At 53.3% G+C, this 15871-nt stretch carries 12 protein-coding genes; 8 read left to right on the top strand and 4 right to left on the bottom strand.

The window, feature by feature from the left end:
* Window positions 1-259: 259 nt before the first annotated feature.
* The 4 genes from AC5FXQ_RS18265 (at window position 260) to hrpB (ending at window position 6278) form a co-directional block, all read left to right on the top strand.
* A complete protein-coding gene (locus tag AC5FXQ_RS18265; protein WP_493603854.1) occupies window positions 260-1069 on the top strand; it encodes a helix-turn-helix domain-containing protein in 810 nt (269 codons plus the stop codon).
* Between the two features lie 61 nt (window positions 1070-1130).
* Window positions 1131-2246, top strand: a complete 1116-nt coding sequence (locus tag AC5FXQ_RS18260) for a serine hydrolase domain-containing protein (RefSeq protein ID WP_493603853.1) — start codon at window positions 1131-1133, stop codon at window positions 2244-2246.
* A gap of 146 nt (window positions 2247-2392) precedes the next feature.
* Window positions 2393-3604 (top strand): serine hydrolase domain-containing protein, encoded by a 1212-nt coding sequence (locus AC5FXQ_RS18255; RefSeq protein WP_493603852.1) that lies wholly within the window; start codon window positions 2393-2395, stop codon window positions 3602-3604.
* A gap of 220 nt (window positions 3605-3824) precedes the next feature.
* A complete protein-coding gene (hrpB, locus tag AC5FXQ_RS18250; protein ID WP_493603851.1) occupies window positions 3825-6278 on the top strand; it encodes an ATP-dependent helicase HrpB in 2454 nt (817 codons plus the stop codon).
* A gap of 249 nt (window positions 6279-6527) precedes the next feature.
* Here hrpB and AC5FXQ_RS18245 read toward each other — a convergent pair whose 3' ends face one another.
* Both AC5FXQ_RS18245 and AC5FXQ_RS18240 read right to left on the bottom strand, forming a co-directional pair.
* Window positions 6528-8003, bottom strand: coding sequence for an alanine/glycine:cation symporter family protein (locus tag AC5FXQ_RS18245; RefSeq protein WP_493603850.1), 1476 nt, complete (start codon window positions 8001-8003; stop codon window positions 6528-6530).
* A 276-nt stretch (window positions 8004-8279) separates the two neighbouring features.
* Window positions 8280-9419: an MFS transporter gene (locus AC5FXQ_RS18240; RefSeq protein WP_493603849.1), complete on the bottom strand. Its 1140-nt coding sequence runs from the start codon at window positions 9417-9419 to the stop codon at window positions 8280-8282.
* A 347-nt stretch (window positions 9420-9766) separates the two neighbouring features.
* On the opposite strand from AC5FXQ_RS18240, the gene AC5FXQ_RS18235 reads away from it, so the two are divergent.
* Window positions 9767-10057, top strand: a complete 291-nt coding sequence (locus AC5FXQ_RS18235) for an isoamylase early set domain-containing protein (RefSeq protein ID WP_493603848.1) — start codon at window positions 9767-9769, stop codon at window positions 10055-10057.
* 29 nt (window positions 10058-10086) lie between these two features.
* Here the strand turns inward: AC5FXQ_RS18235 and AC5FXQ_RS18230 are convergent, their stop codons facing one another.
* Window positions 10087-10509, bottom strand: a complete 423-nt coding sequence (locus AC5FXQ_RS18230; protein ID WP_493603847.1) for a hypothetical protein — start codon at window positions 10507-10509, stop codon at window positions 10087-10089.
* 33 nt (window positions 10510-10542) lie between these two features.
* Complete coding sequence (locus AC5FXQ_RS18225; protein ID WP_493603846.1) at window positions 10543-11817, bottom strand: sulfite oxidase; 1275 nt, start codon at window positions 11815-11817, stop codon at window positions 10543-10545.
* A gap of 264 nt (window positions 11818-12081) precedes the next feature.
* Between AC5FXQ_RS18225 and AC5FXQ_RS18220 the strand changes: the two genes are divergently transcribed.
* The 3 genes from AC5FXQ_RS18220 to AC5FXQ_RS18210 are packed head-to-tail and all read left to right on the top strand — an operon-like array spanning window position 12082 to window position 15790.
* Window positions 12082-12582 (top strand): (2Fe-2S)-binding protein, encoded by a 501-nt coding sequence (locus AC5FXQ_RS18220; protein ID WP_493603845.1) that lies wholly within the window; start codon window positions 12082-12084, stop codon window positions 12580-12582.
* The gene (locus AC5FXQ_RS18215) at window positions 12579-13574 is read left to right on the top strand and encodes an FAD binding domain-containing protein (protein ID WP_493603844.1); all 996 of its coding nucleotides are present in this window, start codon (window positions 12579-12581) and stop codon (window positions 13572-13574) included. The genes AC5FXQ_RS18220 and AC5FXQ_RS18215 overlap by 4 nt, the downstream gene beginning before the upstream one ends.
* Complete coding sequence (locus AC5FXQ_RS18210; protein ID WP_493603843.1) at window positions 13571-15790, top strand: xanthine dehydrogenase family protein molybdopterin-binding subunit; 2220 nt, start codon at window positions 13571-13573, stop codon at window positions 15788-15790. Before AC5FXQ_RS18215 ends, AC5FXQ_RS18210 begins: the two co-directional genes overlap by 4 nt.
* The last annotated feature ends 81 nt before the right edge of the window (window positions 15791-15871 follow it).

Raw genomic sequence — 15871 nt, 5'->3', positions numbered from 1 at the left:
TTGAATTGCTAAGTCATGGTCTGACGTATTGTTTTCAGGTAATTTCTTTTTAGGCAGTCAGATCAGAATTAGCTGCCTGTTAGATGCCGGACAGCCTGTAAAGGTTACAAATTGGGCAGGGAAATTAGAGGGTAGGTAAATCTGATTAAGTTGAGCTATTTATACCTGTTTTTTATAGCTTTATACCTGAAGCCGCTGATTGCAGGTATAGCATATAGCAGCAGCTGCAGTCATAAGCGGAAAACATCCCACCCCAGGTATGGAAGAGTTAAAAGCAGGCAGTTTTTTCGGGCAAACGAACAGGATCTTTCACCTGGACGGCATCCTGCTGACCGACACCGAGTACACGCTTGAAAAAGTGGACTGGCACTACCACGAGAACGCCTATTTTACCTTTATCCTGGCCGGTCATATCCTGGAAGGCAATCGCAAAGAAAAGTACCACTGTGCCCCCGGATCGCTTCTTTTTCACAATTGGCAGGAGCCGCATTACAACATCAAACCAAAGGGCTATACCCGTGGCTTTCACCTCGAAATTCAGAAAGAGTGGTTTCAGGAAGTGCTGCCTGACCGGGAAGCGGCAGAGGGAAGTCTGCAGATCGATAACCCGGCGGTGAGGCTCCTGTTTTACCAGATCTTCAAAGAAACCAAAATGCAGGACACCCTGCTATACCCGGCCGTCGAATCACTTTTGTTACAAGTATTTACGACACTGCTCCCGCAGGAAAATAAAGTTTACAAAAACCCGCCCTGGGTAGCCCGGCTCAAAGAACTTTTGCACGACAGCTACCCGGACCCGCTCTCCTTAAAAGCGCTTGCTGCCGAAGTGAACATTCACCCGGTGCATTTATCAAGGGACTTCCCGAAGTACTTCAACTGCAGCCTCGGTGATTACATCCGGAAGGTCAGGACAGAAAAATCCTTTTCCCTGTTCTATGACAAAGGGCTCTCCCTGACCGAAATCGCTTTGCAATGCGGCTTTTCAGATCAAAGCCATTTCACCCGCAGCTTCAAGGCATTGAATGGGCTCACCCCCTCAGCTTTCCGGAAGATCATGCTGGAACGTTAATATCATTCTATTTTTGTGTTGCGGCCTGCTGTAATATTGCAGCATCACAAACCAATCTACTATGAAAAGAGGTCTTCTACTGTTCCTGCTGATCGCCAGCTTTCCGGCTGTATTCGCCCAAAGCCCCACCAAAACAGACGATGGTATACCTGTTGCAGCGCCAAAGACAGTGCATATCAACGCTGAAAAGCTAAAGGAATTGGACAGCGCCATCAGCAGCGATCAATTCAAGAACATCACCAGTGTGCTGATTGCCAGAAACGGGAAGTTAGTGTACGAAAAGTATTACCAGGGCTTTGCCGACAGCTCGCTTCACGATACCCGGTCCGCCACCAAAAGCGTCACCGGACTCCTGATCGGCCTGGCGATTGACAACAAAATGATCCCTTCCGAAAAGACCACCGTCACGCGCTACTTCAAAGACAAAAAGCCTTTCCAAAACCCCGACCCCCGGAAAGAAAAGATCACGGTTGAAGATTTGCTAACTATGAGCGCGCTGCTGGAGTGCGACGATGACAACCAGTACTCAAGGGGCAATGAGGAGAGGATGTACCTGATAGAAGACTACTATCGCTTTTACCTGGACCTGCCCGTCAGAGGCTATGCCGGCTTTGCGAAAAAGCCTGAAGACTCCCCCTATGGCAGAAGCTTCAGTTACTGCACGGCCGGCACCGTGTTGCTGGGAGGCGTGCTGGAGAGAAGCACCAACATGAAGGTGGATGCCTTTGCAGACAAATACCTGTTTGGGCCACTGGGCATCTCAAAAACGGCCTGGCAGACAACACCTATGGGCACGCCGATGACAGGCGGAGGCCTGGGCTTAAGAAGCCGGGACTTACTGAAACTGGCCATTTTAATGCAGCAAGAGGGCAAGTGGAACGGCATGCAGATTGTTTCCAGCAGCTGGATTCGGAAGTCAGCTGCCACGCAGGCGCACGTGCGTGAGTTTAATGGACAGAACTACGACTACGGCTATCTACTCTGGCAACAGCAGTTTGGCCAGGATAAGAAGTACGCCGCCTACTACATGTCCGGCAATGGCGGCAGCAAGATCGCCATCATCCCCGAACTTGACCTCGCCATCGTCATCACCAGCACCCTCTACGGAAGCTTCCAGGGCCACCTGCAAACAGAGAAGATCCTGTCGGATTATATTGTCGCGGCTGTGGGGGAGTAGGGGAAAGAGATTTTGGGTTGTGCTAAGTTTAGTCCCGAATAAGCCAAATGCCATATGTCACGTAAATGACAGGAAAGTGACGCAAGACTAGTTGGATTACTACCGTAGCTTAGGGTTTTAATCAACATATCTAAAAGAAAAGCAGCATGTCAAAATCAATCCTGCTCTTACTTCCGGCCATACTTCTTGGCAGCACTGCTTTGTTTGGGCAGGCCCTGAAAATTCAGCAACTAGATGGTAGCTACATAGCGGGCCAGGAGATAGATCAGGTTGCAAAGCGATTGATGGACACCGCACATGTAACTGGATTGGGCATCTCGATTTTGAATAAAGGCGAAGCTGTGTACCAGAAGGCTTTTGGGTACAGCAACTATGATACGAAAGATACTCTGAGCAGCAACACCATTTTTTACGGGGCTTCCCTGAGTAAAGCCGTTTTCGCTGTGCTGGTGATGCAGCTTGTAGAAGAAGGAGTAATTGAACTTGATACCCCGCTCCAAAATTATCTCCCAAAGCCGCTTCCGGATTATAAATTTAAGAAAAGCTGGCGTGGATATCGTCACCTGAAAGGCGATACCAGGTATAAGGTCCTTACAGCACGCATGTGCCTGACGCATACCACTGGCTTCCCGAATTGGCGTTTTTTAACAGATAGTGGCTTCGATTCTAAGGGCAAGCTGTACTTTCAATTTGAACCCGGCACCCGATACAGTTACTCCGGAGAAGGGCTGAGCCTACTCCAGTTTGTGCTGGAGCAAGTAACGGGAAAGGGACTGGAAGATATGGCGCAGGAACGCATCTTTAAGCCGCTGGGTATGACCCGGACCAGCTATATCTACGTGTGGCAACCGGGGCTGGAAAAGCAGTATGCCTATGGACATGACAATAAACAGCGCGTACTCCCAAAAGACGAGGCGGATGATGCCGGTGCAGCAGGCAGTTTAGGCACTACACTGGCAGATTACACGAAATTTTTAACTGCTTTACAGAATCAGAAACTGCTGAAAAAAGAATCCATGCAGGCGCTCTTTACGCAACAGTTTGCTATAAAGAGCAAACGGCAATTTGGACCTGATGCGAAAATTGATACAAATGAGAACAGCAGCATAGACTTAGGCTATGGCTTAGGATGGGGTGTGCTCAAATCCCCTTACGGTGTGGGAGCTTTCAAAGAAGGGCATTCAGAAGGCTACCAGCACTATTCTATTATTTTCCCGGAAACGGGCACAGGGATTTTGATACTGACAAACAGCGACAACGGGGAAAGCATCTTTAAAGAATTACTGGAAAAAACGATTGGAGACACCTTCACGCCATGGCAATGGGAAAATTATATCCCCTATGATTTTAAAAAGTGACTGATAAGCTACTGTAATTCCGCCTCCGCATACCGCCAAAGAGGAGAATTAGCTACTTTCTCGTAATTTTAAGGTTCTGTATCATCGGCAAGCAGACTCGTATACCTCATACAGGAAGAAAATACAGGTATAATTTCCTCACCACGAGAGGGGATTGCCAATTGAAAACTCCGTAGGTACAGTAAATAAAAACTCCAAACTCATTAACGCTCAATCTCCATTGCCTTTCAACCCCTTCACCATAGACTTACCCGTTCGGGAAATCATACCTGCCGTGAGAGAGCATCTTTCGGCGCAGAACACGCTTATTGTCAACGCTCCTCCCGGAGCCGGTAAAAGCACTTTGCTGCCGCTGGCGATACTCGGCGAGACCTGGCTCAAAGATCAAAAGATCATCATGCTGGAGCCCCGGCGCCTGGCGGCTAAAACCATTGCTGAGCGCCTGGCGCAGCTACTGGGCGAGGAGGTAGGCCAGACTGTCGGCTATCGCATCCGGTTTGAGAACCGCATTTCGGACAAGACCCGCATAGAGGTCGTGACCGAAGGCATTCTCACCCGCATGATCCACAGCGACCGTTCGCTCACAGGTATAGGCATCGTAATCTTCGACGAGTTTCATGAGCGCAGCATCCACGCCGATGTGGCCATGGCCCTGAGCCGGGAGGCGCAGCAGGCGCTTCGTCCGGACCTGCGCATCATGGTGATGTCGGCCACGCTGGATATGCCCCAGCTGACGAGCCTGCTGCAGGCCCCTGTAGCGCAAAGCATGGGGCGGCAATATCCGATCGAGACCTTCTATACCGGCGACGCCGACGACCGCATGCTGCCTGAAATGACAGCCAAGGTGGTGGTGCAGGCGGCCAGGGAGCAGGAGGGTGATATACTTGTGTTCCTGCCCGGCGAAAACGATATCCGCAAAGTAGAAGAACTCCTGCGCCGGCAGCTGCGCGATTTCAGGATACACCCGCTGTTCGGGATGCTGCCTTTCGGCAAGCAGTACGCCGCCATCATGCCCGACCGCGAAGGCAGACGCAAAGTGGTACTGGCCACTAGTATCGCCGAGACCAGCTTAACCATTGAAGGCATTTCAGTGGTGGTGGACACGGGCTTTGGCAAGACCTCCCGCTTCGATCCGAAGTCGGGTTTGTCGCGCCTCGAAACCGTGCGCATCTCCAAAGACGCCGCCGATCAGCGGGCCGGTCGCGCCGGTCGTCTGGGGCCCGGTACCGCTTACCGCATGTGGAGCAAAACCACGCAGGAGCGCATGGCCCCGCACCGCACGCCCGAGATCATGGAAGCCGACCTGGCCAACCTGGTGCTCGACATGGCGCAGTGGGGCATCACGGACATCCGCGGCCTGACCTGGCTGAACCCGCCGCCGCGCGCTGCCCTGCAATACGCCACCGAGATGCTGCACCAGCTGCAGGCGCTCGAGCATGGCCGCATCACCGAGCACGGCAAAAAAATGCACGCGCTGCCTTGTCACCCCCGGATCGCGCACATGCTGCTCAAAGCCGAGGAAACCGACCAGGTGGCGCTGGCCAGTGATATTGCCGCCATCCTGGAAGAGCGCGACCCGCTGGACCGCAACGCCGGCATCGACATAAACTTAAGAATAGAAGCCCTCCGCAGGTATAGAAAAGAGCAGGGGCAGGGGAAGAAATTCGGCAAGATCGAGAAAGTAGCCCGCTCGTACCGCTCGCTGTTCAGCATAGAGCCTGATAATGGCAGCTTCGACGACTACGAAACCGGTGTGCTGCTGACGCACTGCTACCCGGAGCGTATCGCCTATGCCCGCCCCGGCAACAATGCGCAGTTCCAGTTGGCAAGTGGTCAGTATGCTTCCGCCGGTCACCGTGACGATCTGGCGCATGAGCCCTGGCTGGCCATTGCCCACCTGCATGCAGGTACGGGCGATAACCCCGGCCGTATTTTCCTGGCCTCGCCGCTTAACCCCCGCGACCTGGCTCCGCTCGTAAAGCAACAGGAAAGTTACCACTGGGACCTGAACGACGGCGAGCTCACCGCCTCTATGGATACCCGCATCGGTAGCATCGTGCTCCAAAGCAAGCCGCTGCCGGCTCCCGACGAGAAGCACCGCGTACCGGCCATTTCCGAGGCCGTTAAACTAGAAGGTGAGCACCTGCTGGACTTCAACCACGAGGTCACGCAGTGGCAAAACCGCGTGCTAAGTTTAAGAAAGTGGCGCCCTTCAGAATCCTGGCCCGATGTGAGCACCGCTACTCTGCTCATGACCAACTGGGATTGGCTGCGGCCATACCTGGCTGACATCGAGCACCCGGATGAACTGATGGAGCTGGAGCTGCTGCCGATCCTCGAAACCAAGTACCTGAACGAGTCCCAACGGGCCAGGCTGGAGGTGTTGGCCCCATCCAGTATCACTTTGCCGGATGGATCGGATATCGACCTGACCTATCATGCAGATGGGAGTCAACCGAAGCTGGAGATCCGGCTGCAGGATGTGCTGGACTGGGAAGAAAGCCCGACCGTAGACGAAGGCGAAATGACCGTAGAGTTGGCCCTGCTGAGTCCGGAGTTAAAGCCGATCACGACCGTATCGGACCTGGCGAGTTTTTGGAAAGGGAATTATAGGGTGATCAAAAGACAGCTGGAGGTGGTGTTTCCGGAAGTTGATTGGGAGCGGGGAGCTTAGGAGTTTGAGAGTTGGGGAATTAGAAAGTTAGAGACCACGAAACTGTTTCATTCTCTTTTTTTTGTCATCCTGGAAGGATCTTGTGGGCCAGTTGCATAGGCTTTCCTCCTTTCTACCAAGATTCTTAACAGAATGACAGAAACTGTTTCAGGCCTGTTTTCTAAAAAAATATAGCTTTGCCCATTCCATAAACCAAAAGAGACGCAGTTAATGCGTCTCTTTTGGTTTATATACCTCTTACCCCTGTCTCTAAACTGCTTTCAGTTCTCTATGATCTAACTCCTCCTTCTCGTCAGCGCCGATGGCTTTATTCCAGTCGCCGGCGTTCTTTATACCTAGTTTATCAGGGTCAAAGGTTGGGTCGAGGCCGGCTTTGCGCTGGGCCAGGTAATCTTGCAGGGTGCGTAAGGCAGGCTTGCGCAGCAGGAAAATGGCGATCACATTCAGCCAGGCCATGATACCCACACCGATGTCGCCCAACATCCAGGCTGATTCTGCCGTTTTCACTGAGCCATAGAAGGTAGCGGCGAGTATAAACAAGCGAAGCGCCCAGAGCATCCATTGTTTGTTTTTGGTGTTCAGGTAGCTCAGGTTGGTTTCGGCAATGTAGTAGTAGGCCATGATGGTGGTGAAGGCAAAGAAGAACAGCGAAATGGCGATAAAGCCGCTGCCCAATGCAGGGAAGTGGGAGCTCACAGCCAGCTGCGTATACTCCGGGCCGAATGGCACACCCGGCAGGTTCTCCACCAGAAAGCCGCCCTCCGGATTGACCACATTGTATTGCCCTGTAAAGAGGATCATGAAGGCTGTAGCCGTACAAACGAAAAGCGTGTCGACGTAAACAGAAAATGCCTGCACCAGGCCCTGCTTGGCAGGATGGCTTACCTCGGCCGCGGCCGCTGCATGTGGCGCCGTACCCTGACCTGCTTCGTTTGAGTAGATGCCACGTTTCACACCCCAAGAAATGGCCATGCCAAACACACCGGCAAAAGCAGGCTCCAAATCAAATGCAGAACTGATGATGAGGCTGAACACCGCAGGAACTTCCGAAATATTCATCAGGATGATCACCACCGACATCAGGATATAGGCACCCGCCATAAAGGGTACCACCACCTGCGCCACGTTGCCGATGCGCTTCACGCCGCCTACAATAATAAGGGCCAGCAGCAAGGTAACGGCACCACCCGTATAGGCCACCGGTATCTGAAAGGCATTGCTTACCCCGGAGGCTATGCTGTTGCTTTGCACGCCCGGAAGGAACAGGGCCATACTGATAATGGTCGCTACAGCAAACAGCACCGCATACCATTTCACGCCAAGTCCTTTTTCGATGTAGAAGGCCGGTCCACCTCTGTACTGGCCATTTTTCACCTGCTTATAGATCTGGCCCAGTGTGGCTTCTATAAAAGCAGAGGAACTGCCCAGGAAAGCGATCACCCACATCCAGAACACAGCACCCGGGCCACCCATCGCAATGGCAGTGGCAACACCGGCAATGTTACCTGTGCCGACACGTCCGGCAATGGCTACTGTAAAAGCCTGAAATGAACTGATACCCTTTTGGGACGACTGCCCCCTGAAGAGCAGGCGCAGCATTTCACGGAGGTAGCGTATCTGCAGAAATTTGGTGGCGATGGAGAAGTATACACCTGCCCCAAGGCAAAGTATGATCAGTGCATTGCTCCAGACGATGTCGTTTACCGAGCTGATGAAGTTTTCCATGGGGTGATGGTGGGGTTAAGTCTTGTAAAGTATAGTTTGAAAACCTGTTTTTATATAAAATAAGGCTTTCTGCAGTTTAAATTAAACAGAAAATTTCAAAAGTGAAGGCTTTATCCCCTGGTATTCTTTCCGGCGCAGGTGGGTTTTAACAGAAATTACTGCATGTAAGCGTAGCATGAATTCCTCACGCTGAGAGGTATAGCAAATAAAAAAGGGAGCCAAAGCCAAAGCCCGGACTCCCTTATGACAGTCAAAAAAACAGTCATCCCTCACACCCTAAACTTTCCTTTCCAACCGGAAGAACTTCCTAGAGATCGGGATCAGCATGGCACCCGCCAGGGCGAAGGTGACGAAAGCGAACTTGAGGTTAAAGGCGTGGGCCAGGTAACCGATGAGTGGCGGGCCCATAAGCATACCCACAATGCCGAACGTCACGATCATGGAGATGGCGATGCCGGGCGAATACTTCTTGGAGGCGCCCGCCAGCGTGTACGTCATCGGTATAACGGAAGCCGTGCCGAAGCCTACCAGTGAGAAGCCCACCATGGCAGGCCAGAAACTCGGAAACAGAATGGCTAGCGTAATACCCGAGAAAATGAGGCTGGCACTGAGCACGTAGGTTTTCTCCATGCCGATTTTCTCGATGATCCGATCTGAAACGAACCGCGAAAGCGCCATAAACGACATAAAAATGAGATAGCCCGCGGTAAACACCTCTACGCCCACCACCTGCTGGAAATAAATGCCGCTCCAGTCGAACATGCCACCTTCGCATACGGCCGCAAAAAATACGAGCAGCCCCAGGTATAGGATGTACGGATCGGGCTTGCCAAGCGTGAGCTTATTGCCCGTCGTGGAGCGGTCGTTGCGCAGCAGGTATGGGAAGGCGCCCAGCACCATGAGCGTCGTGGTGATAGAGACGGCTACCAGGTGCGGCACGATCGTTATGCCAAGCGATACCAGCAGTGTGGTAACGCCGACACCTACAATGCCGCCTGTGCTCCAGAGACCGTGGAAGGCCCCGTTTATTTTGCGGTCGTAGAGTTTCTGCAGCGTAATGGCCTGTGTATTGATGGCGATGTTAAATACACGCATACTCAGCGAGAACAGAAATAAGGCCACCACCAGGGCAAATGGTGTGGCGGCTATCCCGATGAGCGAGAGCGAAGCGGCGTTCATGACCATGGCCACAATCAAAGGAAAACGACTGTCGAACCTGGTCACAAGCCAGCTTGACAAAGGCAAGCCGATAAGCGAGCTCACCGGCATGGTCAGCAGGATGCTGCCCAACTCGGCCTCGTTCAGGTGAAGCTTGGAAACAATGGTGGGGATGCGGGATGCCCAACTTGAAAAATTGAAGCCGGAAAGAAAGAAAAATATGCTGAGTGAAAGCCTGTTCGTGGTAATAGAATGCATTGCGGTAAAATAAAGGTGCAAGTTGCTAAAAAATAAAGCCTTTAGATACGTTTAATCTTTCTTTTCAATGAATGCTCATAATAAATTGCGTCTTTTTTTCAGCTGAACAAAGCAGTATAGGATGCTTAGAGCCCTATTAGCCTTGTTAATCTCTCTGCTAAAATGATTGAGGCTTTAGAAGGAGAATCCGTACTTGAACAGAGTCTTTGGAGTAGCCTGGTAGAAACGCAAAATGTTAACAAAACTTGTCAGGAAAGAGTACATGTTATTGCTGGCAGGAAAATGCAACACTTTCCAGCGCTGATTCGCTTTAGCAATCTTACGTCACAGAAAAAAACAAAAGGAAGATGATTCAAAAGACCTATCTCAAAACCAAAGACCAGTGCAAAGTGAAATTTACAATGAGCCTGGCAGATGCGGAAAGAGTGGAAATACTGGGGCTGAATGGCGATTGGAACACACCGATCAAGATGAGCAAGAAAAAAGGCGGTATATTCGAGTGTGTGCAGACACTCCCGCGCAATACCCAGCACGAGTTCAAGTACCTCGTAGACGGTGCTGAATGGCGCAATGATCCGGATGCTGACGGAGAAGCCCCCAATGAGTATGGCGGCACCAACACCCTGCTGGTCCTGTAAGCAGCAATTCCCTTAAAAAGCAGATCTTTTTAGTTGTTTATACCTGAAATGTAGGAGGCTATTTCTTCCTCCTTGTCCTGCATGTGCTCGTAGGCAAACTTCTGCAGCACATCGCAGGCAACCTTGTCGATCATGCCAAAGATGCGCGCTTCGCTGATCACTTCCTGGTTCCAGTCAGAGGCAATGACCAGGATGGCCTGCTCGTTATAGGGTGTGAGATCCAGCAGGTCAGCGGTGAGATTGGGTGAGGGCCATTTGCCGGCTGCAATGCTGTACAGGCCCGGCTCCCAGCGGGGTGGGCTGTGCTTCAGGTCTGGCGCCGGATTGAAATAGCCATTTTCTACAGTTCCTATAAACAAAACATTCGCTTTGTTCAGGGTAGTTGGTACGAGCGTCCTGGGGTCTGGCAAAACGGTGCCGGCTTCCTCCAGCGTTTCTTCTGCATCATTCATGGCTACACATACTGCTTGGGATAGCAGATGGTTTTACGGTTCACAAACGAATACCTGCACCCGCTGTATGGAGTTGACGCCGTAGCCGCCGTAGTTCCATACCTCGTCGCTGTCGATTGGCTGCACATTTCCGGCCGAGTCCGTGGCGCGGCAGCAGATCTCGTACTCTCCCGGCTCCTGTACTTCCCACTCATATTCCCAGGGTGTCCAGGCAAACTCTCCGATCGGTGTTTTAAGCCGGGCATCTGCCCAGGTTTTGCCGCCATCCCAGCTAAACTCTACCTTCGTGATAGATCCCCAGCCTGACCAGGCTTTGCCCACTATCGTGGCTTTGCCAGTGATGACGTATCGGTTACGCTGCACCAGGTCCGGCATGCCCGGAGGCGCCATGGTGGAGTTGACGTTAATTTTAGTAACCGGTGTGCCCGGATCGTCTTTCGCGTCTTTGTACCAGAGGTGGTCGGTCACTTTGCTGGCTAGTTTGGCGACTGGGTTTCGTGGCTTTTTGTAGCGGTACTGGATCGCCTGCTGCACCCCTTTAAAAGGCTCGGTAATGACGGTGATCGACTTAAGCCACTTCACCGAAGTCATGCCATACCAGTTAGGCACGATAAGGCGCAAGGGGAAACCGTGCTGTGGTGGCAGGGGCTGCCCGTTCGCCTCATACACCAGCATCACTTCCTCCCGCATGGCCTCTGCCAGTGGCAGGCTGCGTTCGAAATTATGCTCAAAGCCCTGGTCAAAGCCACGGTCATGTCCTGTGAAAAGGATCTCGAGCGTATCATCCAGGAGCCCGGCTTCCTCCAGTATGCCGCGCAGCGGCGTGCCTGTCCATTCGTAGCAGCCGATCGACTCGTCTTTCCAGGGCCAGACAATAGGCCGGGGGAAGAGTTTTACGCGGCCGGTGCCACCGCACTCCATCATCACAGGTATGGTTTTTCTGGGACGGCTCTTGATGTCTTCCAGCGTCAGGGTCAGTTCTTTTTCAACAGCGCCACCTATTTTGATGGTGTAGTGCTCCGCCTTCAGTTGCGGTATGTCAAAGTGGATGAGCAGGTAGTGCATACCCAGTGGGGTGATATCCCATTTTACCCCTTCGGGATGATGTCCGTGGTTACGTAATGCCAGCACGATTTCTTCGCGGGTATAATCCGTGCTGGTACTCACATCAGGCATCGCCTCATTCTTGTCCATGGCCAGTGGTTCACACCCGGCATGCTCCCGCGACTCCGTATCCGATTGATCCCAGGCAGGGGCAAATTCATATCCTTCCGGTTGTTTGTATTCCTTGTGGTCTTTTGTTTTCATAGCGTTTTGGTTTATGCTGGAACGTTAGGCTGCCTCAATCACAGGGAGGGGGCTTCTATATGGTTACGGCCAGTTTTTGAGAGGGGTTTGTTTTGTTATATGGAGGCTTGGTAAAACAACATGTGCAGCGGCAGCTAAAACCTTTGGCTTTTTCCAACTTATGTGGTGTGGGAGCGTAAATCTGTTCTGTTTCATGTTGAAACACATACCCGGTCATGCTGCCTGCTGTCAAGCCAGCCTGCTATACCTTAAAACACCTACACAATGGAAAAACAAACTCCCCCCTTACCGCCTATGCAACCAGTCATGCTCCGCATCAATGGCAAAGAGCAGCGCCTGGAACTGGCTCCCTGGACTTCCCTGCTTGATGCCCTGCGCGAGCACCTGCACCTGACCGGTACGAAGAAAGGCTGCGACCACGGCCAGTGCGGCGCCTGCACCGTGCTTGTCGACGGCAAGCGCATCAACTCCTGCCTGACGCTTGCCGTGATGCAGGAAGATAAAGAGATCACCACCATCGAGGGGCTTGCCAGAGATGGTGAACTGCACCCGGTGCAGCAGTCCTTCATCGACCACGACGCCTTCCAGTGCGGTTATTGCACACCGGGGCAGATCTGTTCAGTGATCGGGCTGGTGAACGAAGGCAAGGCCAAAACGATGGATGATATCCGGGACCTGATGAGCGGGAATGTCTGTCGCTGCGGTGCTTATGTGAACATTGTGAAAGTGGTGCAGGAAGCACTGGAAAGGAGCGAAGCCCGATGAGACCCTTCACCTATACCCGGGCGACGGATGTACAGAGCGCTGTACGGGAAGTAACTTCCCATACCCAGGCAAAATTCGTAGCAGGCGGCACCAACCTGCTCGATCTGATGAAGATCGACGTAATGGCCTCGCAGCACCTCGTGGACATTACCCGCATCGCCCTCAAGAGCATTGAGGAAACAGAAGACGGCGGTCTGCGGCTGGGTGCGCTGGCAACGAACAACGACACTGCCTACCACGAGCAGGTGGAGAAGCGTTACCCGCTGCTCTCACACGCGATACTGGCAGGAGCCACCGGTCAGCTGCGCAACATGGCTACCGATGGAGGCAACCTGCTGCAGCGCACCCGCTGCTATTACTTTTACGATACGCAAACACCCTGCAACAAGCGCGAGCCCGGCTCCGGCTGTTCCGCCATCAAAGGCTATAATCGCGACTTAGCTATACTTGGCACCAGCGAGCACTGCATCGCCACACATCCATCAGACATGGCTGTGGCCCTGGCGGCGCTGGAGGCCAATGTAAACGTCACCGGTCCGAATGGCGACCGTACCATCCCGTTAGCTGATTTCCACCGCCTTCCCGGCGATACCCCGCACATCGACACTAACCTGCAGGAAGACGAGATTATTACCTCCATCGACCTGCCCGCTAAAGGCTTTGCCGATCACTATACCTACCTCAAACTCCGTGACCGTGCCTCCTATGCCTTTGCCATTGTATCGGTAGCCGCTGCCCTTGAACTGGACGGCGATACGATACGGGAAGCACGCATTGCCCTGGGCGGTGTGGCGCACAAGCCCTGGCGCAAACCAGAGGCTGAAGCCTTGCTGCAGGGACAGCAGGCAACGCGGGAGAATTTCTGGAAAGTGGCAGAAGCCTACCTGGAAGGAGCGAAAGGTTATGGTGATAATGATTTCAAAATAGAGCTGGCAAAGCGCGCCATTGTGCGGGCGCTGGAGCAGGCTTATAACATGGAGGGAGCAGCATGAAAACTGATCATATAGGCAAAGACAAAAACCGTGTAGACGGCCGCGCCAAGGTAACAGGCGAAGCAAAGTATGCGGCTGAGTTTCCGGCAGAGAAGCTGGCGTACGGAGTAGTGGTCAGCAGCGCCATCGCCAAGGGAAAGATCAAAAGCATTAACGCCAGCAAAGCCCTGGCGCTGGACGGGGTGCTGCAGGTGTTCAGCCACGAAAACCGCCCCGGCTACATGTGGCTCGACAAAAACTACAAAGACGATGATGCACCTCCAGGCTCACCTTTCCGTCCGCTTTATGACAATGAAGTGCAGTTCAGCATGCAGCCGATTGCCCTGGTCGTAGCCGAGAACTTTGAGCTGGCGAGGTATGCCGCTATGCTGGTAGAGGTAGCCTATGAAGAAGATGCACACGACACTGACTTTGAAACCAACCTGGAGAATGCCTATGAACCAGAAGAGTATAAAGCTTCTGAGCCACCCAAGCCACGCGGGGATGTAGAGAAGGCCCTGGCAAATGCCGCCGTTCGCCTCCAGGAGGAATATACCCACCCGGCCGAGCACCACAACCCGATGGAAATGCATGCCAGTACCGCCGTGTGGGAGGGAGACGGTCGCCTGACCGTGTATGATAAGATACAGGGTGTGCAGAACAGCCAGCAGTACATCGCCAGCGCCTTTGGCATGGCAAAGGAGGAGGTACGGGTGATCTCGCCTTTTGTGGGTGGTGCTTTTGGTTCAGGTCTTCGTCCGCAGTACCAGCTGTTTCTGGCTGTGCTGGCGGCCCGTGAACTGCAGCGCTCGGTGCGGGTGGTGCTCACCCGCCAGCAGATGTTCTCCTTCGGCCACCGCCCCAAAACCATGCAACGCTTTACATTAGGTGCCTCTGCTGACGGCAAGCTCGAAGCCTTGCAGCAGGAGGTATACGGCGAAACCTCCAAGTTCGAAGACTACAGCGAGGATGTAGTGCTCTGGCCGGGTGTGCTATACCCAACCGAGAACGCAAAGCTGACGCACAAGCTGGTGGCGCTGGATGTGTATACCCCGCTCGACATGCGGGCACCGGGTGGTACCACCGGCATCTATGCCCTGGAGTGCGCGATGGACGAACTCGCCTACAAGGCAGGTATAGACCCACGGGAGTTCAGAATGAAAAACTACTCCGAGAAAGACCAGAACAAAGACAAACCTTTCTCGAGCAAGGAGCTGCGGGAGTGCTACCGCCAGGGAGCTGAGAGATTCGGTTGGTCCAAACGAAAGATGGAGCCGCGTTCTATGAAGGAAGGTCACCAACTGATTGGCTGGGGATTTGCCCAAGGTGCCTGGGAAGCGAATCAGGCCGAGGCCAGCGCCAAAGCCGTGCTCCACAAAGACGGCAAACTCACCGTCAGCAGCGCCACCGCCGACATCGGCACCGGTACCTACACCGTCATGACCCAGATCGCCGCCGAAGCACTGGGGCTGCCGCTGGAGGATGTGACGTTTAAGCTCGGTGATTCTGACCTGCCAAAGGCACCCTTGGAGGGTGGATCTAAAACCGTAGCCACTGTAGGTTCTGCCGTAAAAAAAGCCTGTGAGCAGGTGCAGGAAAAACTTCTGAAACTGGCGCAGCAGCAGGCGGATTCGCCACTGGCAAATGCAAAGCCGGAGGAGGTAAGTTTTACAGAAGGCCGGATCAGCCTGAAGAGCGACTCATCCAAGGCTTTTTCTATTACTGATTTACTGCAGCAAAGTGAGAAGGATAGCATAGAAGGAGAGGCCTCCACGAAGCCGGACGAGGAATACAAAAAATACTCCCGCTACGCCCACTCCGCTGTGTTTGCCGAAGTGAAGGTCGACGAAGATTTGGGCACCGTGAAAGTTACCCGTCTGGTTAGCGCCATCGCCGGCGGCCGCATCATCAACCCCAAAACCGCCCGCAGCCAGATCCTGGGTGGCATGGTCTGGGGCATGGGCGTCGCCCTGCACGAGCACACGGTCATGGACAACAACCTCGGCCGCTTCATCAACCACGACCTCGACAAATACCATGTGCCCGTGAATGCTGATGTGCAGGAAATGGAGGTGATCTTTGTGGAGGAGAAGGATGAAGTCGTGAATCCGCTCGGCGCCAAAGGTCTCGGCGAGATCGGCGTAGTCGGTGTAGCGCCGGCCATTGCGAATGCGATCTTTCATGCCACCGGGAAGCGGGTAAGGGAGCTGCCAATTACGATGGATAAGTTGTTGTAGGATTGAAGGGTATTGCAGTACCGGGTCCAACCACCCCTGCCCCTCCTTATCCAAGGAGGGGCAGGGTGCTGACCTATGCCA

Source organism: Pontibacter sp. LHS1 (assembly GCF_058932855.1).
Note: the sequence above shows the minus strand (reverse complement) of the source record. Positions and strands in the feature narration are given on the sequence as shown.

Excerpts from the sequence above, each read along its gene's own strand:
- AC5FXQ_RS18265 (WP_493603854.1), top strand. The coding sequence starts at position 260 with ATGGAAGAGTTAAAAGCAGGCAGTTTTTTCGGGCAAACGAACAGGATC.
- AC5FXQ_RS18245 (WP_493603850.1), bottom strand. The coding sequence starts at position 8,003 with ATGGAAAACTTCATCAGCTCGGTAAACGACATCGTCTGGAGCAATGCA.
- AC5FXQ_RS18240 (WP_493603849.1), bottom strand. The coding sequence starts at position 9,419 with ATGCATTCTATTACCACGAACAGGCTTTCACTCAGCATATTTTTCTTT.
- AC5FXQ_RS18215 (WP_493603844.1), top strand. The coding sequence starts at position 12,579 with ATGAGACCCTTCACCTATACCCGGGCGACGGATGTACAGAGCGCTGTA.
- AC5FXQ_RS18255 (WP_493603852.1), top strand. The coding sequence starts at position 2,393 with ATGTCAAAATCAATCCTGCTCTTACTTCCGGCCATACTTCTTGGCAGC.
- AC5FXQ_RS18210 (WP_493603843.1), top strand. The coding sequence starts at position 13,571 with ATGAAAACTGATCATATAGGCAAAGACAAAAACCGTGTAGACGGCCGC.
- AC5FXQ_RS18235 (WP_493603848.1), top strand. The coding sequence starts at position 9,767 with ATGATTCAAAAGACCTATCTCAAAACCAAAGACCAGTGCAAAGTGAAA.
- AC5FXQ_RS18225 (WP_493603846.1), bottom strand. The coding sequence starts at position 11,817 with ATGAAAACAAAAGACCACAAGGAATACAAACAACCGGAAGGATATGAA.
- AC5FXQ_RS18260 (WP_493603853.1), top strand. The coding sequence starts at position 1,131 with ATGAAAAGAGGTCTTCTACTGTTCCTGCTGATCGCCAGCTTTCCGGCT.
- AC5FXQ_RS18220 (WP_493603845.1), top strand. The coding sequence starts at position 12,082 with ATGGAAAAACAAACTCCCCCCTTACCGCCTATGCAACCAGTCATGCTC.
- AC5FXQ_RS18230 (WP_493603847.1), bottom strand. The coding sequence starts at position 10,509 with ATGAATGATGCAGAAGAAACGCTGGAGGAAGCCGGCACCGTTTTGCCA.